Raw genomic sequence first — 16,303 nt, forward strand, 5'->3', positions numbered from 1 at the left:
GGTGATGCTGCCCTGGCAGGTTTAAAAAATAAAAACCCTCCCCTTGCGGGGAGGGGCCAAACACTCCTCCCGGAGACAAGGGGAGGAGGGAGGGGGAAAGGTGCAGCGCTAGTTGCAGGCGCTGCCGTTGGTGTAGCTGCTATCCACTACCTGATTGATCCACTGATCCAGCAGGGCAGTGGCTTCGTCGTGGGCCACGCTGCGGGCGATGGGGGGCATCATCCGTTGCGGGTCGTTTTCCGCGGCCAGGCGGCAGGAAACGATGGAACTGTTTGCGCTGCCAGGTACCACCACATGCTGGCGACCGCAGGAGCCGCCGCCGGTGGCGGTGGGTTTCTTGCAGATGCCATAGCTGGCGTCCACTTCACGGAAATGATCCAGGTAGTAGCCCGTGTTGGAGGCGGCGCCCTTGTCGTTGTGACAGTGCTGGCAGTTCACTTCCAGATAGGCTTTGACCCGACTTTCAATATCCGCATCGGAGTTGGCCGTCTTGCCGCTGTCGCCGGGCACGTTCCAGTGCGGCAGTCGCTCAATGTTAGTGGCGACGCCGTTGCTGATCTGCAACTCCGGGGTGCCGCTGAGGATGCCCACATCGGTCCAGTACTGAAGCTGGTTGATGCGCGGGAAGCCCGCCTGGCCGGTGTTGCCCATGAAGGCGGATTCCGGCTTGTAGGCACGGTTCAGGTTGCGTGGCTTGGGACCAATGGGGGCGCTGCCGCCGGCCTGGTCGTCGTTGCCATGACAGGTGATGCACTGGTTGGCGTTGGGCACGGAATAGTTGTCAGTGCTGCCGGTGAGCAGGGCACCGGAGTCGCTGTCGCGATAATGCCAGCTGGCGGCGGTACTACCCCCGCCCATGGTCAGACGGGCCACCGGTTGGCCATCCTCTTCGCCCCAGATGTAGGGCAGGCCTTCCCAGAAGGGTTTGCCGCTGCTACTGACCCGCTTGATCAACAGGCGGGTTTCCACCAGGGTTTCATCGCCGTTGGCCTCATCGGTGAATGCGAAGGTCTTGGCCAGCACGGTGCCGGTGGGGAAGTGGATACCGCCATTGGGGTTACTGCCGTCCTGGCCGTCCCGGTAGACCGCCTTGGTACCGGGGGGGACGAAGGCGACCCGGTATTTGGTGGCGTAGTCGGAGAACAGTTTGGTGTTCAGGACATAGGGCACACCACCTTCGTTGGGCAGACTGCGTGGATCGGTGGCGTCGGCAAACAGGTTGTACTGTTCCAGTCGCGGGCAGTTCACCGCCAGGGCATCGCGATTGATTTCACCGCTGTCCACCTCGGCGTTACAGAGTTCGTCTACCACTTCCTGCGGCGGGGCCGGATCAAAATCGCCGCTGGGCTCGAAGGGGGGAATCTCTACCCGTGGGAGTGACGGCAGCAGTTTGCCGAAACGGGCCTGGCAATCATGATCCGACAAGTTTCTGTCCGAGGGCATGTTGAGCAGCCCTTCCAGTGCATCCAGCAGGCCGCCGGGTGAGAGAATGGACAGGTCCTGCTCAGCCAGGGCGAGCACCAGTTCCAGGCCGTCAGTGCCGTGGAAGTTCAGATAGGGTTCGCTGTCCTCGGAAAAGTCGTTATCGCGGATACAGGATCCCCAGGTGGGCTGGATGCGTTCATTGTTCTCATCGAACTTGTAGGCGTTGTAATGACAGCTCGGATTGGGGTGCTCATTGGTGTGCAGGGGTTTGCCGTTGCTGTCCATGGGCACCGGATCCCCGTTGCTGTCCACCGGATAGGGGCAGTCCGCATCCAGCTCGTCGCGCAGACCGTCCCAGACAATGTGGGCGCCTTTACCCAGGTTGAGAATATTCTCCAGGCTGCCCAGCAGCTGGGTGGGATCGTTGATGGTGGGCAGGTTCTTCAGGCCGATCAGGGTGGGCAGCACGCTTTCCACTTCCCCGTTGGCCACTTTCTCCAGATCCGGCGGTGGCAGATCGTACCCGGAGTTTTTCATCACGTTGTTGTGGATGTGGAGGCCTTCGGTATAGGGGTCCAGTTTCTTGTCTGCGGTCTTGCCCTTGCCATCGATCAGCTCATAGCTGGTGTAAATGATGGCGGCGGTGCTGTGGTCTTCAAAGGTGTTGTTGAACACCTCGATATTGTCATAGCCGAGCGTGATAAAACCGGTGCCCCGCGGCACTGCAGACACCAGCCCGCTCTGGGCGAAGTTGTAGGTATTGTTGTTGCGGGCCAGATTGTTGAGCATCACCGAGGTGTCGCCGTACTGGGTGATGTTTTCCAGATCGTAGATCAGGAAACCGCCGGTATTACACTCGGCCACGTTGTTGTCGTATTCGCCGCCTTGTACATTCTCGATTTCAAAACCCATCACGTTATAGACAGCACGGCTGTCGCGAATGATGGCGGTGTTGGTCTGCCCCACGTAGATGCCGGCATCGGACGCGCCCACGGATTCACTGCCTTCCACCAGAATGTTTTCCGATTCCACCGGGTAGATGCCATAGCGGCCACTGGCCGCGCTGGGCACGTAATCCGGGGCGGGGTCCCCTTCGTTGAAGGGCGGCTTGGTGCATGCCACATGCAGACGGTCTTCGTAGTTGTCGGCGGTGACCGGCTCGCCGCCGCCAGACCACATGGCGCGCACATTGCGCAGGGTACCCCATTTCACGCCCTTGAGTTTGAAGGCGTCACCGGGGGAATCCAGGATGGTCAGGTCTTCCACGGTAATGCCGCGAATGTTCAAGGCTTCCAGGCCGGTGACGTTGGCGCTGTCCTTGAATGACAACACGGTCTCGTCTTTACCACAGCCTTTGATCAGCACATCTTCGGTGGCCTGGATCAGGAGCCCCTGGTCCAGATCGAAATAGCCGCAGTCGAACTGCAGGGTATCGCCGGGGCGCAACTGGATCATGGCATTGACCATGTCTTCGGTGGCATTGTCGCCGGGAGAAATGATGAAGGTGCGACCGTCGCCGGTGGGCGGCGTGCCGGTGTCCCCGTCATCATTGTCGTTGTCATCGCCATTATCAGCGTCACTGTCCCCATCGCCACCGTTGTCATTACCGGTGTTGGCGGTGGGGGTGTTGACCGGGTCGCTGCTGCCGCCACCGCAGCCAGAGATGACGGTGGTGGCCAGTAACAGCAGAAAGAGAGAGCGGGCTGTTAGCGTTTTCATGGTATTCCCCAAAGTCTTGTTATGTGGCGGCGTTACCGTGCCGCCTGTTCAAGCCGTTCCCACATGCGCAGGTAGGCTTCCGCCGAGGTAAATAACTGGTTGATGGCATCGTCGATCTGTTCCGGCGGCCGGTCGCTATGAGCGACCATGTCGGCGATCTGGTCCGGGTAGAGGCCGTAGTGTGCGACGCCGCGCCCCTCATAGAGGCTGAAGGCGTGGTCACCGGTGACTTGCTTGTCGAACACCACGCGACCATCCACAGAGGTGAACGGGTACAGGCTGTCTTCCTGATCCGGGGTGCCCGGGTTGCCGGCCAGGGCGGCGATACCGTTCACGTCAGAAGCAAAGGGGGCGCCGCCGAAGGGGCCTACCTTGTAGCTGTCCGGGCGCGGGCGATTCCCGTCGCGGGTTAGCTGGTCCACCCAGTCGTCGCGAACACTGCCGAAGGAGGCGCTGATGCCCCCCTGGGCAGCGACCCGGTCACGCAGGGTTTCGGTGCCGCCCCAGCTGCCATGGCTGTTGATTACCGGGTAGCCGCGCGGCGCGGTCAGGTCGAGAATCTGGGTGGCGGCCTTGCGGCTGATGTGGTCGGTTTCGATCATCATGCCGCGCTTGGCCAGTTCTTCGATCAGGAAGAAACCCAGGTCGGTAAGGCCGCGGGTATTACACAGATGGTCGGTGCCACGACGTGGGTCCAGCTCTGCCACCTCTTCCGGGCTGGCCGGAAAGCGTTCACCCAGGTAATCCAGCTGGAACAGCAATTGCTCAAAGATGCCGTAGGGTTGTAGCGGGTCGGCGAGGGGGCTGTCGTTCACTGCGTGGTCATGATCATGGTTGTGATCCGGACATTCTTCGAATTCCACCAGGTGGCCGGTTTCCAGCAGGTTGCCGCCGTACAGGACAGCACCAATGCCGATGCCATCGGACAGATCCGGCAGGTGGCCGCCGAAGGCGTTATCGAATTTGTGTACCGGGAACAGGCTGCGCACATCCATGGCATAGAGGCGGTCCAGCCGCTCCACAATTTCCTCGCGGCTGCATTCGGCCACGCCCAGGAACTCCCCGCAGTTGAGGGCTTTGGACGCTTCCACGCCGAGGATCACGGCCATCTTGCCGTCGCCGATCACCTGGCGAGCTTCGCTGGCGCTGGTCACGATGCGGAACCAGCCCTCGCCGGGGCCGCCCTGCTGGGCGTCGATGTAGTCTTCCATGCGATGCATCAGTTCCGCCTGCTGCTCGATGGCGGCCACGGTGTCGCAATCGTTCTGCTTCTGCGGATTGATCTGGCAGAGGATTTCGTTATGCACCAGGTGGTTGACCAGAATTTTCAGGCCGGACAGGTGGGCCCGCTCGATCCACTTGTAGTAACTCTGGTGGTGTTGCAGGGAGTCGTTGCGGGGCCAGAAGGGAAAATCCGGCCAGCCGCGGGTCTCGTGGGGGCCCGGGCTGCTGGTGACCTGTTCCACCAGGCCAGTGAGGCCCTGGGGCCCATGGTTTTCCTGACAGTCGCGGAGGGCGTGATCGACACCGAATTTGTGGAAGGGGTCGCCGTAGTTGACCCGGCCGCCGATGAATTCGTAGGCGGAAATATGGCTGTGGGCATCCACGTAGCCGAACACGTCGTCGTTATCGATGCCGGGAGTGTCGCGGAAGCGCTCCACCTCTTTCAGATAAATGGCCGGTCCGCTGTCGGCCACGGTGGCGCCCAGCTCGGCTTCCGGGTAGCCGCTGCAACCCTCGGCATCGTTGAGCACGAAACGGGTGTCGGCGTTTTCCAGGCTGGGGGAGGTCAGGGTCAACCCATTATCGCCGGCGGTCAGCAGCAGACCGGTGACCTGGGAGGCCAGCGAGAAACTGTCGCCCTCACTGGGAGAGAGATTCCATACCGCCAGATCATTGGCATCGGAGACCATGGCCAGAGATGGACGCAGGGTGGTGTCGCCCAGATTGTTGCCGATGCCTTCCAGGCTTTCCCCCAATTCCCGCAGCAGGCCCCCCAGGGGGGCCACCGGGTCCAGTACCAGATTGAGGGTGTCGCCCAGGCCGGCTACCAGATAGCTCAGTTCACCAACGAAGTTGCCGCCCTGATCCAGTAACTCGCCGGCCGGGTCGCTGATACCGAGCAGCTGTTTCTGTCCGGCGCTGCCAGTGGTGCGCTGGTAATCCGACACCAGCAGATAGCGGCCCAGATCGGTGGGTTTGAGGGTAAAGGCGGTGGCCTGGGCGGGGTCGGTTGTCAGGCCGTAATCGCTGTTGGCGGTGTTGGCCTGCAGGAAACGGCCATCGCTGTTCAGGGTGTAGCAGCCATTGGCAAATTGGTAGCGATTGAGGGGTTCCGGCTCAGGCGCAGGCTCCGGGTCCGGGCCGGGTTCCGGTGTGGGGGCCGGATTGTCGGTGCCGGGTTGGCGTGGTTGCTCGGCGGCAGTGCTGGAGGAGGAGCTCCCGCCGCCACAGCCGGCCAGAAGGCTGGCGGCCAGCAGCAGTGAGCACGGCAACGCAGAAGTGGTCAGGGCCGAAGCCCGGGTCAGTTGTAGCATGGCTAACCCCTTATGGCGGTCCTCGCATGTTGGGACGCCCGTTGTTGTTATAGTACGTTCGTTCTTATTGGTACGTTTGTACAACTAAAGGGTTGAGGGAGGCTGTAGCGTTATTGTCAAAAAGGGGGAGGGGTTTGTTACAGGAGCGTCGTGGAGGCCGAGAGATGACGGTCTAGGCTCAGTGCACCCTACGAAGTGGGGGAGTTGGGAGAGCGGTCGAGCCAACCGGGCATGGCAAACGACCGCTCAACTGAACACGGAAAAGGCCGCTTACGCCGCCTGTTGATTATCCAGCGGGCGGGTCAGGTAGCCCAGCACCAGAGCCGCGATGTCCAGCTTGGGCTGATAGTGCAGGAAGAAGCCGCCCAGGGTGCCGAACACCCGTGCCAGCATGATGAAGTCGCCGGGGAGGGTATCTACCGGGTCCTGTTGCAGTCGGCCCAGCAAATGGCTTACCTGCTGCATCATTTCCTCAGGGCTGGGCCAGCCCTTGTCCGGGTCCGGGTAGATGATGGCGTTGCGCACCTGGTCCAGAACGGCGGACACGAATGCCAGCAGGGTATCCGGGTTGCCGCTGCGGGTGGTAAAGCCCATGGTGGCCAGGGTGTCGGCAATCACTTGCTTGTCGTCCACCACGCAGGCCTGCAGAACACGGAAGTATCCACGCCGGGCGGTGTCGCTGAGGCGCTGGGCACAGCCGAAATCCAGCAGCACCAGGGTATCGTCGTCGGTGAGCATGATGTTACCCGGGTGCGGGTCGGCGTGGAAAAGGCCGCCATGCAGTACCTGGGAAAACCAGGCGTCCAGCAGCCGGTGCAGCACCCCACCCAGGCGTTCCGGGTCGGTGTGGTGCAGTTCATCCAGCACGGTGGTGAGTTTGCGACCGTGGACGAATTCGGTGGTCAGCACATGCCGGCTGCTGTGTTCCGCCACCAGGGCCGGGGTGGTGATGCCGGGGATGCCGGCCAGTTGCTCACCGATCTGTGTCATCACCTGGGCTTCGCGCTCATAGTCCAGCTCTTCGCGGACAGTGCGCTGGATTTCACTGACGATGGTGTCGATGTCCATGGGGGGCAGGGCAGATTTCACCGCGCCCATGAAAATCTTGAGCAGGGTCATGTCCAGTTCCACGACTTCATCCAGCCCCGGACGCTGTACCTTGACCGCCACGTCGCGACCATCATGCAGGCGTGCCCGGTGTACCTGGCCGATACTGGCAGCGGCCAGGGGGTCCGGGTCGAAATGGGCAAAGAGTTTGCCCAGCGGCTGGCCGAATTCATGTTCCAGCACCCTGGCGATGCCCTCAAAGGGCACCGGGTTGGCCTGATCCTGCAGGACGGCGAGCTCATCCACCCAGGCCTGGGGCAACAGGTCTGGGCGGCTGGAGAGCAGTTGACCGATCTTCAGAAAAGCGCCGCCCTGTTCCAGAGAGGTGTCACGGAAACGACGGGCATTTCGCTGATGCAGGCTCTCCAGTGCGCTCTCGCGCATGTTGCTCGGAAGAAAGGCCGAACGGGTACCCCACAGGCGGTAGCTGGCAACGACCTTGGTGAGCATCCAGCCGGTTTTGCTGAGGCGCTTGAGGCGGGCGGGCCAGCGTCGCATCTCGTCGGCAAGAATCTGCATTTCCTCGTTCACAGCGTTGGCGCCCCGGCCCATCGCCTTCCAGGTTTTGACGGTCTGATCGGCGATTTCCCGGCCCTGCCAGGCGGTTTTCTCAATGGCCCGGATGCAGCCTTCCACCACCGCCAACCAGGCCTTGAGGCCGCTGTCATTTTGCTTCTGTTCGGCAAAATCATTGAGCGGCTGCCAGTTGGGTTCTGTCGGGGTGGTCGGACGTTGTGTTAATGACGTGTTTTTCATGACGCACGCCTCCGCTTTGTGAATGAGTGTTCACAAAATACCGGTCCCGGGGCGAATCTTCAAGAGAAAATAAACAAGTGTTCACAATTGTTCCGAGAGTGTTGTTGTTAGAGGGCTGCAGGCAGCTTTTATTGGCTCGCATGTCCACATATTAAGGTTTTTGCACGCTGAGGGGAAACAGGGCAAGCCGGGGGGATGCTATCCGCGGGTTCTCTTGCCGGGCACGGCTGAGGACTGCTAGGAATAACCGATATTGCGATGGGTTGATTGAATCAAGACGTTAATACGCCGCCGGAGACCGGCGGTAGGGGGATTTCAGGGATTGGCATGAACGCCCCTGTCCGGGATCGGGGCGAGTGCTCAGGCCCTTATCGGCGTGACAAAGGTCGGGGGCGGTTACCCGCCCAGCAGCCGGTTTTCCGCCGCTTCCACTGCCTCCAGGGGCCCGTAGAGAATCACCGTATCTCCCGGTTCCAGAACCAGTTCCTCATCAGGACGTTCCAGCGTCTTGTCCTGGCGCTTTACCGCCCGAATTTCCACGTCCCGCAGCGCGCAATCGGCGATGCTCCGGCCGATACCGCGGGCCTTGTCCGACAGCGTGACCGCATGCAGCAGACGGTAGGGGTTACCGGCGCTGTCGGTGGTGGGCAGGGTGTCACCATGGTAGTAGCCCTGCAGCATACGATAGCGCTCCCGCCGGGTTTTGCGCAGGGTGGCAATGACACGGTCGAAGGGCACATCCAGCATCATCAGTGCGTGGGCCACCAGCATCAGGGAGGCTTCCAGCACTTCCGGTACCACTTCCTCCGCGCCGGCGCTGATCAGGGCATCCAGATGGGTGTCGTCCCGGGTGCGCACCAGCACGCGGATATTGGGGTTGAGCTCTCGTGCGGTGTGCAGGATACGCTCTGCCAGCCGCGGATCGTCAAAGGTAACCACCAGAAGACGAGCATGCTGAATGCCCGCATTCACCAGGATTTCCTTGCGGCTGGAATCACCAAACAGGATGTGTTCGCCGGCGGCACTGGCTTCCTGTAGTCGTACCAGATCCCGGTCCACTGCCACGGCCTTCATGTGGAAGCGGTTCAGGTAGCGCATCAGGTTCTGGCCCACCCGGCCATAGCCGCAGAGGATGACATGGTTACGGGTCTCATCGGAGATCGGGATGTCCTCCGGGATTTTTTGCCAGCGTTGCAGCAGACGGCGGGTCAGGCGACCACTGTTATTCAGCAAGGCAGGCGTGCACACCATGGTCAGGACCACGATGGAGACCAGCAACCCCGCCTTGTCCGGGGTAAGGAGCTGATGGGAGACCCCCAATGCAACCAGCACAAAACCGAACTCCCCTGCCTGGGAGAGAATCAGGCCGCTTCGCATTGCGGTATCGCTGCGTTCTTTCAGCAGGCGCAGCAGTGCGAATATCAACAGACCCTTGAACAGCATCAAGGCGGCGGCGGCAATAATGATCCAGTGCCACTGATCGGCAAACAGGTTCGGGTCCACCAGCATGCCGACACTGATAAAGAACAGCCCCAGCAGCAGATCCCGGAAAGGGCGAAGATCGGCTTCGATCTGGTGACGGAAGTGGCTCTCGCCCAGCATCATGCCGGCCAGAAACGCCCCCAGAGCCATGGACAGCCCCAGCCAGTGAGTCACCCACGCGGCCAGCAATGCCAGCAGCAGGGCGGTCATGACGAAGACTTCATCAGAGCGGGCCCGACCGGTTTCCTCCAGCATGCGCGGCAGCACCCAGCGGCCGATCACATAGATACCGGCAAACAGCAGCAGGGACTTGGCCAGTGTCAGAGATGCCAGGGACCATACCGGGCCGGCATTTTCCTGGGTCAGGATCGGCAGCATCACCAGCATGATCACCGCGGCCAGATCCTGGAACAGCAAAATGCCGGTGGAGGTTCGGCCGTAGCCGGTATTGACCGAGCCCCGGGAAATCAGATCGCGGATAACAATGGCAGTGGAGGAGAGCGACAGGGCGCAGGCCGTAATCAGCGACAGGGTGTAGGAGAAACCCAGCAGCTGCATGATGGCAAAGACGGCAAGACCGGTGAGCAGCACCTGCAGCGGACCGGCACCAAACACAATCCGGCGCAGGGTCATCAGCCGGGGTATGGAAAATTCCAGGCCCAGGGTAAACAGCAAGAACACGATGCCGAATTCGGCCAGATGCTGAATGCCGTCGGTATTATTGACCCAGCCAAACCCGAACGGGCCGGCGGCCAGGCCACAGAGCAGATAGGCGAGAATGGGGGGCATCCCCAGTCGACGAAACAGCACCACGGCGGCAACCGCAGTACCGAGCAGGGCCACAATCAGTGTCAGAGCGTCGTGCATAAAAAAATGGATTCCCCAATGTCCAGGCTACCAGTGTAGCAGCAGGATCCTGGCGGGTCAGAGCCGGATCTTGATAGACATCAAGGGAAGCCGGAAAGGCTTCAGAAGCAGCTGAATCGGTAGCTGTCGTCCAACGCCAGGGGAAGGGTCAGGGACTGGAAACCCAGTGTATTCATGTGCTCGCAGTGGTATCCACGGCCTGCCGCATCCTGACTGAACCGGTAGTCGATGTGCAGCACCGGTTTGCCGGCATCAATAAAGGGTTGCAGCAGATGACATTCGCGCCATTCATGGCAGGACTCATTCACAGCGAAGTCCGCATAGTCCACCAGCTCGTTGACCTGTTGCAGGTCGTTTTTCAGGGAAACAGCCATGCCATATTTATGGGCAGTACGGAACAGGAAGCGGTTATAGGAAAGCTGTTGTCGGCTGTTGAGCGGAAAGCCGGTTTGATTGGTATAGCCATCCACATTGTCCGGGTCCACCCCGTCGCAGCCTTTCTCTGCCGCCAGTTCAATCCGGTCTGCCATGCGCTTGCGCACATTGAGGGAGCGGATATCCAGCCAGCGTTCCCCCGGCCAATTACCCAGGCGCCGGCCCTTGTCGGTGGGCAGAAAACGGTAGCGGTCCGGGCGCCAGTTTTCGTAGGTGCCGGCGGAAAAATAGCAGATCACCTTTTTGCCTGCGGCTTGCAGGTCATCAATGACACTCTCTTCGGTATCGAAAAGGTCCACCACATAGAGATCCACGTCATAACCGATGTTGACCTCACCCTGTAACTGGATATGCCACTGCACGTCCACAGGGGGCTGATAACGCTCGGCCGCCAGATTCCCGCCATCGGTGGGTAACGGCAGCAGCAGGGCGGATAGCAGACTCAGGGAAAGGTCCATAGCGGTTACCGGAATGATTTGCCCAGATGCTAACGGTTTTCCGGATTGGCGAATGTTACGTTATGCCGTCGGTTTGTAAGAAAATACGCGACTAGTCGGCACTTTGTTTTTGCTCCATGACCTGGCGGGAGGCCTCGATGATGGCCTCCACGCGGCGGTTTCGGGCACGGCCTGCCTCGGTGGCGTTGTCGGCAACCGGTTGGCTCTCGCCCAGACCGATGCTATCGATGCGTGACGCATCAATCCGGAAACGATCAATCAGCACGCGCTTGACCGCGCTGGCTCGAGCCTGTGAGAGGGCCTGGTTGTAGGTGGCTCGCCCTATGCTGTCCGTATGCCCCTCCAGCATAAGCTGGCTTTCCGGGTACTCCACCATCACCGTGGCGATTTTTCCGATGTCGGCCAGGTAGCGCGCCGGGACTTCGGTGCTGTTGAAGGCGAACTCGATATCCAGGGTGATGTTGACCGATTCGGTCAGCATGATGGGGCATCCTTCCGCATCCACTTTGGCGCCACGGGGGGTATCCGGACACTTGTCCTTGCGGTCTTCTACGCCATCGCCGTCACTGTCCTGCCAGGGTTCGGGCGCCGGTGGCGGTGTGGGTTTGGGAGCCGGGGCCGGGGGCTCCGGGTAGCGCTGGCCCAAACGGTAATTGAGGGCAATATAGGGGTGTCGGTCGGTGAAGTTGTCGCCGGTGTCGACCAGATGCCGATATCCCACATCGAGCATCAGGTGTTGACCCAACAAGCGTTGTACGCCGATTTCCACCAGGACCATGTTCTCCTCGGTCGAGTCCTGCGAATCGGTGGTCAGTTCGTGACGTGCATAGCCCAGCCCCAGGTAGGGGTGGGTGGAGAACAGGTTGATACCGTTGCCATGCAGGCGGGCCTGGAGACTTAGCTGGCTATGCTCCACGTCCTGTTCACTGTCGCGCAGGGTCCTGTCGGCCTGGCCGAATTGCAACTGGCTGGAGAGGTAGCGGTTGAAACGGCGCCCGACCTGAAAGCTTGGGCGCCAGAAATCCGGCAGTTGGCCGGTTCTTTCGTCATCCTGCTCGATCATGTAATAGCCCACTTCGCCTCCCACGTACCAATAGGAGAGAGGCCATTGTTCGTGGTTGCCCATATCCGCCGGCAGGGTGGCTGGCGCTATCAGGGAGACCAAGGCGAGATGCCAGCAGCAGGAAAAGGTTTTCATTGTGGGGCTACTGCCATTTCTAAGCATGCCGATGATATGCCGTGGTTAGTTGAACTCGAGGGTGACGGTCACCGTGTCGCTGTATTGTCCTGCCGGCCCCCACTGGTTGGTGGGAATTCTTCCATACACTGTTAGCAGCCGGGTGCAAAGTAACAGACAACTGCCCGAGAAGGTGGTGGTGCCCACTGTCCCATCCCCCAGAACCTGGGTTCGTTGAAAGTCGGTGTATAAATTGTAGTTGAGGGTGGCGCCAGAGCTATGCATGAGCTGGCGTGGCGTAAACGTACCGGAATTCCCTTCGTCGACCTTGATTTGGTAAGTCACCGGGGATAGCAGGTCCGGTGAGCAATTGAACGAGATTTGTCCTTGTCCATCAGCAGGGTTGGTCTGCAAGGACATCACGGTGTTGAAGTTGACCAGGGTACTGCCATCGGGAGTAATGAAGCTGCAAGAGGCGGCAAAGAGCGGCAAGGGTAGACCACTGGCGATAAGTACGAGCAGGAGACGTAATCTGAACATGCGGAAACTCCTCGTCATGGCGCCATCACGCAGTGTACCGGGGAAAGCGTCGGGGTGCGCTCACCCGTCGGGGGAATCGCCACGGTGATCTCGCATTGACGTCCTCCGCTGTCGCTCACAGACAGCGTGACGGCTTCTTCCGTGGTTTTCACATAGACGATGCCATCAAACCCGACAGGGTAAGGAGGCGCATCCGGGGCATTGGCGTTTGTCACTGTGGCGGCTGCAGATAGCGGTTCGCTGACACCATTGGGGTTCACCATCACCACCGGTATCAGGGCATCGCGATAGATCAGAAAATCCGGAGTGACCCGAACCAGAGATAGATCTTTCGGCGCGGCGTAGACTTTTTCGTTGCCCAGTGTGGTGTTGTAGGGGAGATCACGGGGGTTGATATGCAGCTCGCTCTCCTGGAAAGGGGGCAGACCGACCAGCATGGAGCGGCCTTTCTTGTCGGTGGGAATCGCGTTGACGCGAACACCGGCAAGGTCGGGACCAAGATCAATCAGCGCGAAGCCGCCATTGGCAAAACGGGTGGGCTTAATGAAATCCTCTGTCATAACCACACCGCCGGCGACCCCGGCCCGATAACTGCGAATGCCGGCCGCGTCCACGGCAGAGGCAAAGGCGCCATAGGCGGGCCGTTCCACGGATGCGGAAACCGCGGTCAGGTCACCGCCCTGTAACCGGTGTCTTACCTGCACACTGGGATAGCCCGCCTTGCCCAGCACCCTCAGCCGGGCATCCACCACCGCCTCTTCGTCCCGGGCCTTGCTGGCTTCCAGGCTACCACGGGTTCTCGGTCTGCTGGAGAGCGGCATTTCAAACGAGGCAAGGGTCAGGCCATCACGGTTGGGCTTCAGTTGTTCAGTATGGGAAAGGCGAATACGCAGCTGCCGCCGGATGTGGAAGTAGACGCCGGTGGTCAACGCCGTGCGTAGCGGGGCATTGTCCGGGTCTTGATACTGGAAGCCAAAACGCAGCCCCACGCCCTGCCACGGCTGACCGGCGATACTGCCGACCCATTGCTGAAAACCGTCGGTATCCTCGGGCGTGGTGTCCAGCGACGGGGTAAAGCCATTTTGTTGCTGTTCATAGGAGAGGGCATAGCTGTAGCCACGGTACTGATTGCTGAGCGTGGCGGCAGCTGCCCAGGGTTGGTCCGCGCCGGGCAGGTCCCGGGAGGTGGCAAGATGGGTCTGCAAGGCGCCTACATTGGGGATGGTGGTTTGTGCAAAGATGCCGCCATTGACGTGTTGCTCGGAAGCGGCGGCCGCGCCGACCCCCAGAGTCAGCCAGCGGTTCATGCCCCGACGGTAACTGAAAGTGGACACCAATTGGTCATAGTCATTGCTGTACCCCTCGCGTTGCAGACCTGCTGAGATCTCGAAATCATCAAAGCCCTGTCGCAGTTGGCCCACAGTGAAGTAGGAGGGAATCTCCAGCGTGCTGATGGTGCCATCCGCTTCCCGTACGGTCAGGCTCTGGATGGTATTGCTAAACAGGGGCTGGTTGATCACATCCACGGGTCCCGGCGGTACCTGGTAACCACTGCCGAAATAGGCATTGCCAATCACTTCCGGCTGATCCAGCCCGCGCTGTGCGAGCAGGAGTTGTGCCTGGGTATCGACTATGGCCTGAAAATCCACCACCGGGCCCGTGACCAGTTCGGGACGGGTGGCGTAATTGCGGGTGATCTGGAAACCGGCAACGGCAGTACCGGTGCGCCAGGGCGTGCGGCCGGCAAAGGCATCACCGATGCGAAAAGTGGTGGTCTCTTCCGGGCTGTCGAATTTCCAGTAGGTGGCGATGCGTTGAGTGACGGTGTCATTGCCGACGACATAACCGGAATGCTGGCTTTGCAGTACCCCCCAGTCGCCGAACACGCCGAGGCCGAGAAAACCGTTATAGGCAGTATCGGTATTTTCCGTCTGGCTGGCAGTGAAATTGTAATTCACAAAACCGCCGGCCTGGGGTTCTCCCAGCCGGGCACGCGGGGTTTGCGCCGACATATCAATGCGCGTCGGGCAAAAGTTATCGGCGGCGACGCTCAAGGTCAGTGTCTGATTGCTGTCATCAATATGCAGCTCGATACCGGTTTGCTGATCCAGGCGTCGGTAGTCTCGCTGGTTAATGGTGATTACCGGTGCCGATTCCAGGCCACAAAGTCTTGTCTTGCGGAGGTCGTCGATCGGCGCAAGCACGGCCCCGCAGTGATCACGCAGAACAAAATGCTCTCCCAGATCGCGGCCATTGACCATCCATTTCAGCAATCGCATGGACGAGTCACCATTGACAGCCGTTGTCTGCTGCGGATTCTCGCAATCCGTCTGCAGATCAGGGGAGTCGGCAAATGCCGTCTGGAACCCCGCGACGCTGAAGCAAAAAAGTAGAGCAGGGCCCGTTGCTTTTAGAGGCCTTTTTTGTTTTCTGGCTCTCCCAGCCATACGGTCCCTCTTTCATCAAACCCCTGTTGCCGGTATCCGTAAATATCGGTGCGCAAGCGGAGCTGGGCGTTGGCCGGAGCATTGATTTGCCACTCCCGGGTCTGGTCGGCAAACACGTAGGGAAAGCCTTCGATGGGCTGGGTGGACTGTGCCAGCAAATCCTCTTTTTTCAGGTCTTCACGGTCGGCCTTGCCCTGGAAGGCATCCAGGCCGATGACCCGGAAATTCGCACTACCCGCATTATTGACGCGCACGGACCAGGTGCCGTTGTCATAGTGGGTATTAATGCGAGGTTCTGGTTTTATGCCATTGGGGGAGACGAACACCGGCAGGCCAATGCGGACCGCCATATTGGCACCACCAGCCTGCTTCGCCCGGGCGGCGGTATCCTGCAGATAAAGCCGGTAGGCCTTCTCGCGGCCAGGCATGTCTTGCATGTGGCGCAGGCGGATCACCTGACGACCGCCGGGAGGCAGCATCAGAATCGGTGGTGAGACGAAGATGTCATTGCTGGGGGCAAGATTGTCCTGATTCCCTTCCTGTTGCCACTGCATAACAGAGGTCTGCAGGGTCACGGTCCGCAGGCTGTTGTTCTCAATACTCAGTTGCGTGGTCTGGTTGTTATCGTCGAACTGCACCCGCAGGGGAGTAATGCGGAAGCTGCCGGCTTGTACGGGACAAGCCAGCAGTAGTGACAGGAGAAAAACAAACAGGCGCGGGCAAAACTCCAGGTGAGACCTGGCTCTGTCTGCGGGCATTGCTGACTCCTCAGAATTCCACTGTGGCAGTCAGGACGTCCGTATAGTTACCGGCCACGACAGTGTTGCCAGTCTGGTCACCGGGGATACTGCCGATGGAGGTGTAGACACCGGTGAACAGGCTCACCAGGCCCAGCACATCCTGACTGACCACGGTTTCCGTGAAGCTCAGCTCGTAGTTGACCTGGTTGGTGGTGGATACCGCTCCACCGCCCACACCATCCATGACGCTGGTCACGATCGGACCCTGGGCGCCCGCCGTGGTGGTGGTGGTGAAGTTGACCGAGCCACCGGTCACCCTGGGACCTTCCAGGGTAACGCTGGCCGGGATTGTCGTGCAGGCCACGTAGACACCGGGCACGGTGAGAGCCTGTGCTGTCAGGGGGTCCAGAATGGCGGCCAGCGCGGTGTTCAATGGGCCGATGGGGGTATTCAGTGTCAGGGTGTCGTCATTGCCAGCGCCGCCATCTGCCCCGGCATCCGGGTGGGCATCATTACCGGTGATGGCGTTACCGGTGGCGGTATTTGCAGTGATCACGTTGTTCACCCCGCCGGAGGGAATGGGCGCGGACACTACACCGAAGTCAGTACCGAT

Annotated in this window: 10 protein-coding genes; all 10 read right to left on the minus strand. The window is 60.3% G+C overall.

Features of this window, described 5'->3' with window-relative positions; genetic code table 11:
• Positions 1–108 precede the first annotated feature (108 nt).
• Positions 109–3,144 carry a parallel beta-helix domain-containing protein gene (locus tag A0251_RS10665; RefSeq protein ID WP_082810842.1) on the minus strand — a complete coding sequence of 1,012 codons (3,036 nt, stop codon included), beginning with the start codon at positions 3,142–3,144 and terminating at the stop codon, positions 109–111.
• A gap of 32 nt (positions 3,145–3,176) precedes the next feature.
• Positions 3,177–5,681 (minus strand): membrane dipeptidase, encoded by a 2,505-nt coding sequence (locus A0251_RS10670; RefSeq protein ID WP_062816821.1) that lies wholly within the window; start codon positions 5,679–5,681, stop codon positions 3,177–3,179.
• A 270-nt stretch (positions 5,682–5,951) separates the two neighbouring features.
• Positions 5,952–7,544, minus strand: a complete 1,593-nt coding sequence (locus A0251_RS10675; RefSeq protein WP_062816822.1) for an AarF/ABC1/UbiB kinase family protein — start codon at positions 7,542–7,544, stop codon at positions 5,952–5,954.
• A 396-nt stretch (positions 7,545–7,940) separates the two neighbouring features.
• A complete protein-coding gene (locus A0251_RS10680; protein ID WP_062816823.1) occupies positions 7,941–9,893 on the minus strand; it encodes a monovalent cation:proton antiporter family protein in 1,953 nt (650 codons plus the stop codon).
• A gap of 101 nt (positions 9,894–9,994) precedes the next feature.
• Complete coding sequence (locus tag A0251_RS10685) at positions 9,995–10,786, minus strand: endo alpha-1,4 polygalactosaminidase (protein WP_062816824.1); 792 nt, start codon at positions 10,784–10,786, stop codon at positions 9,995–9,997.
• 91 nt (positions 10,787–10,877) lie between these two features.
• Positions 10,878–11,984 (minus strand): OmpA family protein, encoded by a 1,107-nt coding sequence (locus A0251_RS10690; RefSeq protein ID WP_062816825.1) that lies wholly within the window; start codon positions 11,982–11,984, stop codon positions 10,878–10,880.
• 45 nt (positions 11,985–12,029) lie between these two features.
• Entirely contained in the window at positions 12,030–12,503 is a 474-nt protein-coding gene (locus A0251_RS10695) for a spore coat U domain-containing protein (RefSeq protein ID WP_062816826.1), read from the minus strand.
• Between the two features lie 14 nt (positions 12,504–12,517).
• Positions 12,518–14,782, minus strand: coding sequence for a fimbria/pilus outer membrane usher protein (locus A0251_RS10700; protein ID WP_062816827.1), 2,265 nt, complete (start codon positions 14,780–14,782; stop codon positions 12,518–12,520).
• Positions 14,783–14,913: 131 nt separating this feature from the next.
• Positions 14,914–15,708, minus strand: coding sequence for a molecular chaperone (locus A0251_RS10705; RefSeq protein WP_062816828.1), 795 nt, complete (start codon positions 15,706–15,708; stop codon positions 14,914–14,916).
• Between the two features lie 10 nt (positions 15,709–15,718).
• On the minus strand, positions 15,719–16,303 hold a 585-nt coding region (locus A0251_RS17505; protein WP_197461904.1), incomplete at its 5' end, for a hypothetical protein.

Source organism: Alcanivorax sp. NBRC 102024, from assembly GCF_001602235.1.
Classification (GTDB): domain Bacteria; phylum Pseudomonadota; class Gammaproteobacteria; order Pseudomonadales; family Alcanivoracaceae; genus Alcanivorax.

Bases quoted from the DNA above. Each gene is read 5' to 3' on its own strand.
- A0251_RS10665 (WP_082810842.1), bottom strand. From the start codon at position 3,144: ATGAAAACGCTAACAGCCCGCTCTCTCTTTCTGCTGTTACTGGCCACC.
- A0251_RS10670 (WP_062816821.1), bottom strand. From the start codon at position 5,681: ATGCTACAACTGACCCGGGCTTCGGCCCTGACCACTTCTGCGTTGCCG.
- A0251_RS10675 (WP_062816822.1), bottom strand. From the start codon at position 7,544: ATGAAAAACACGTCATTAACACAACGTCCGACCACCCCGACAGAACCC.
- A0251_RS10680 (WP_062816823.1), bottom strand. From the start codon at position 9,893: ATGCACGACGCTCTGACACTGATTGTGGCCCTGCTCGGTACTGCGGTT.
- A0251_RS10685 (WP_062816824.1), bottom strand. From the start codon at position 10,786: ATGGACCTTTCCCTGAGTCTGCTATCCGCCCTGCTGCTGCCGTTACCC.
- A0251_RS10690 (WP_062816825.1), bottom strand. From the start codon at position 11,984: ATGAAAACCTTTTCCTGCTGCTGGCATCTCGCCTTGGTCTCCCTGATA.
- A0251_RS10695 (WP_062816826.1), bottom strand. From the start codon at position 12,503: ATGTTCAGATTACGTCTCCTGCTCGTACTTATCGCCAGTGGTCTACCC.
- A0251_RS10700 (WP_062816827.1), bottom strand. From the start codon at position 14,782: ATGCGATTGCTGAAATGGATGGTCAATGGCCGCGATCTGGGAGAGCAT.
- A0251_RS10705 (WP_062816828.1), bottom strand. From the start codon at position 15,708: ATGCCCGCAGACAGAGCCAGGTCTCACCTGGAGTTTTGCCCGCGCCTG.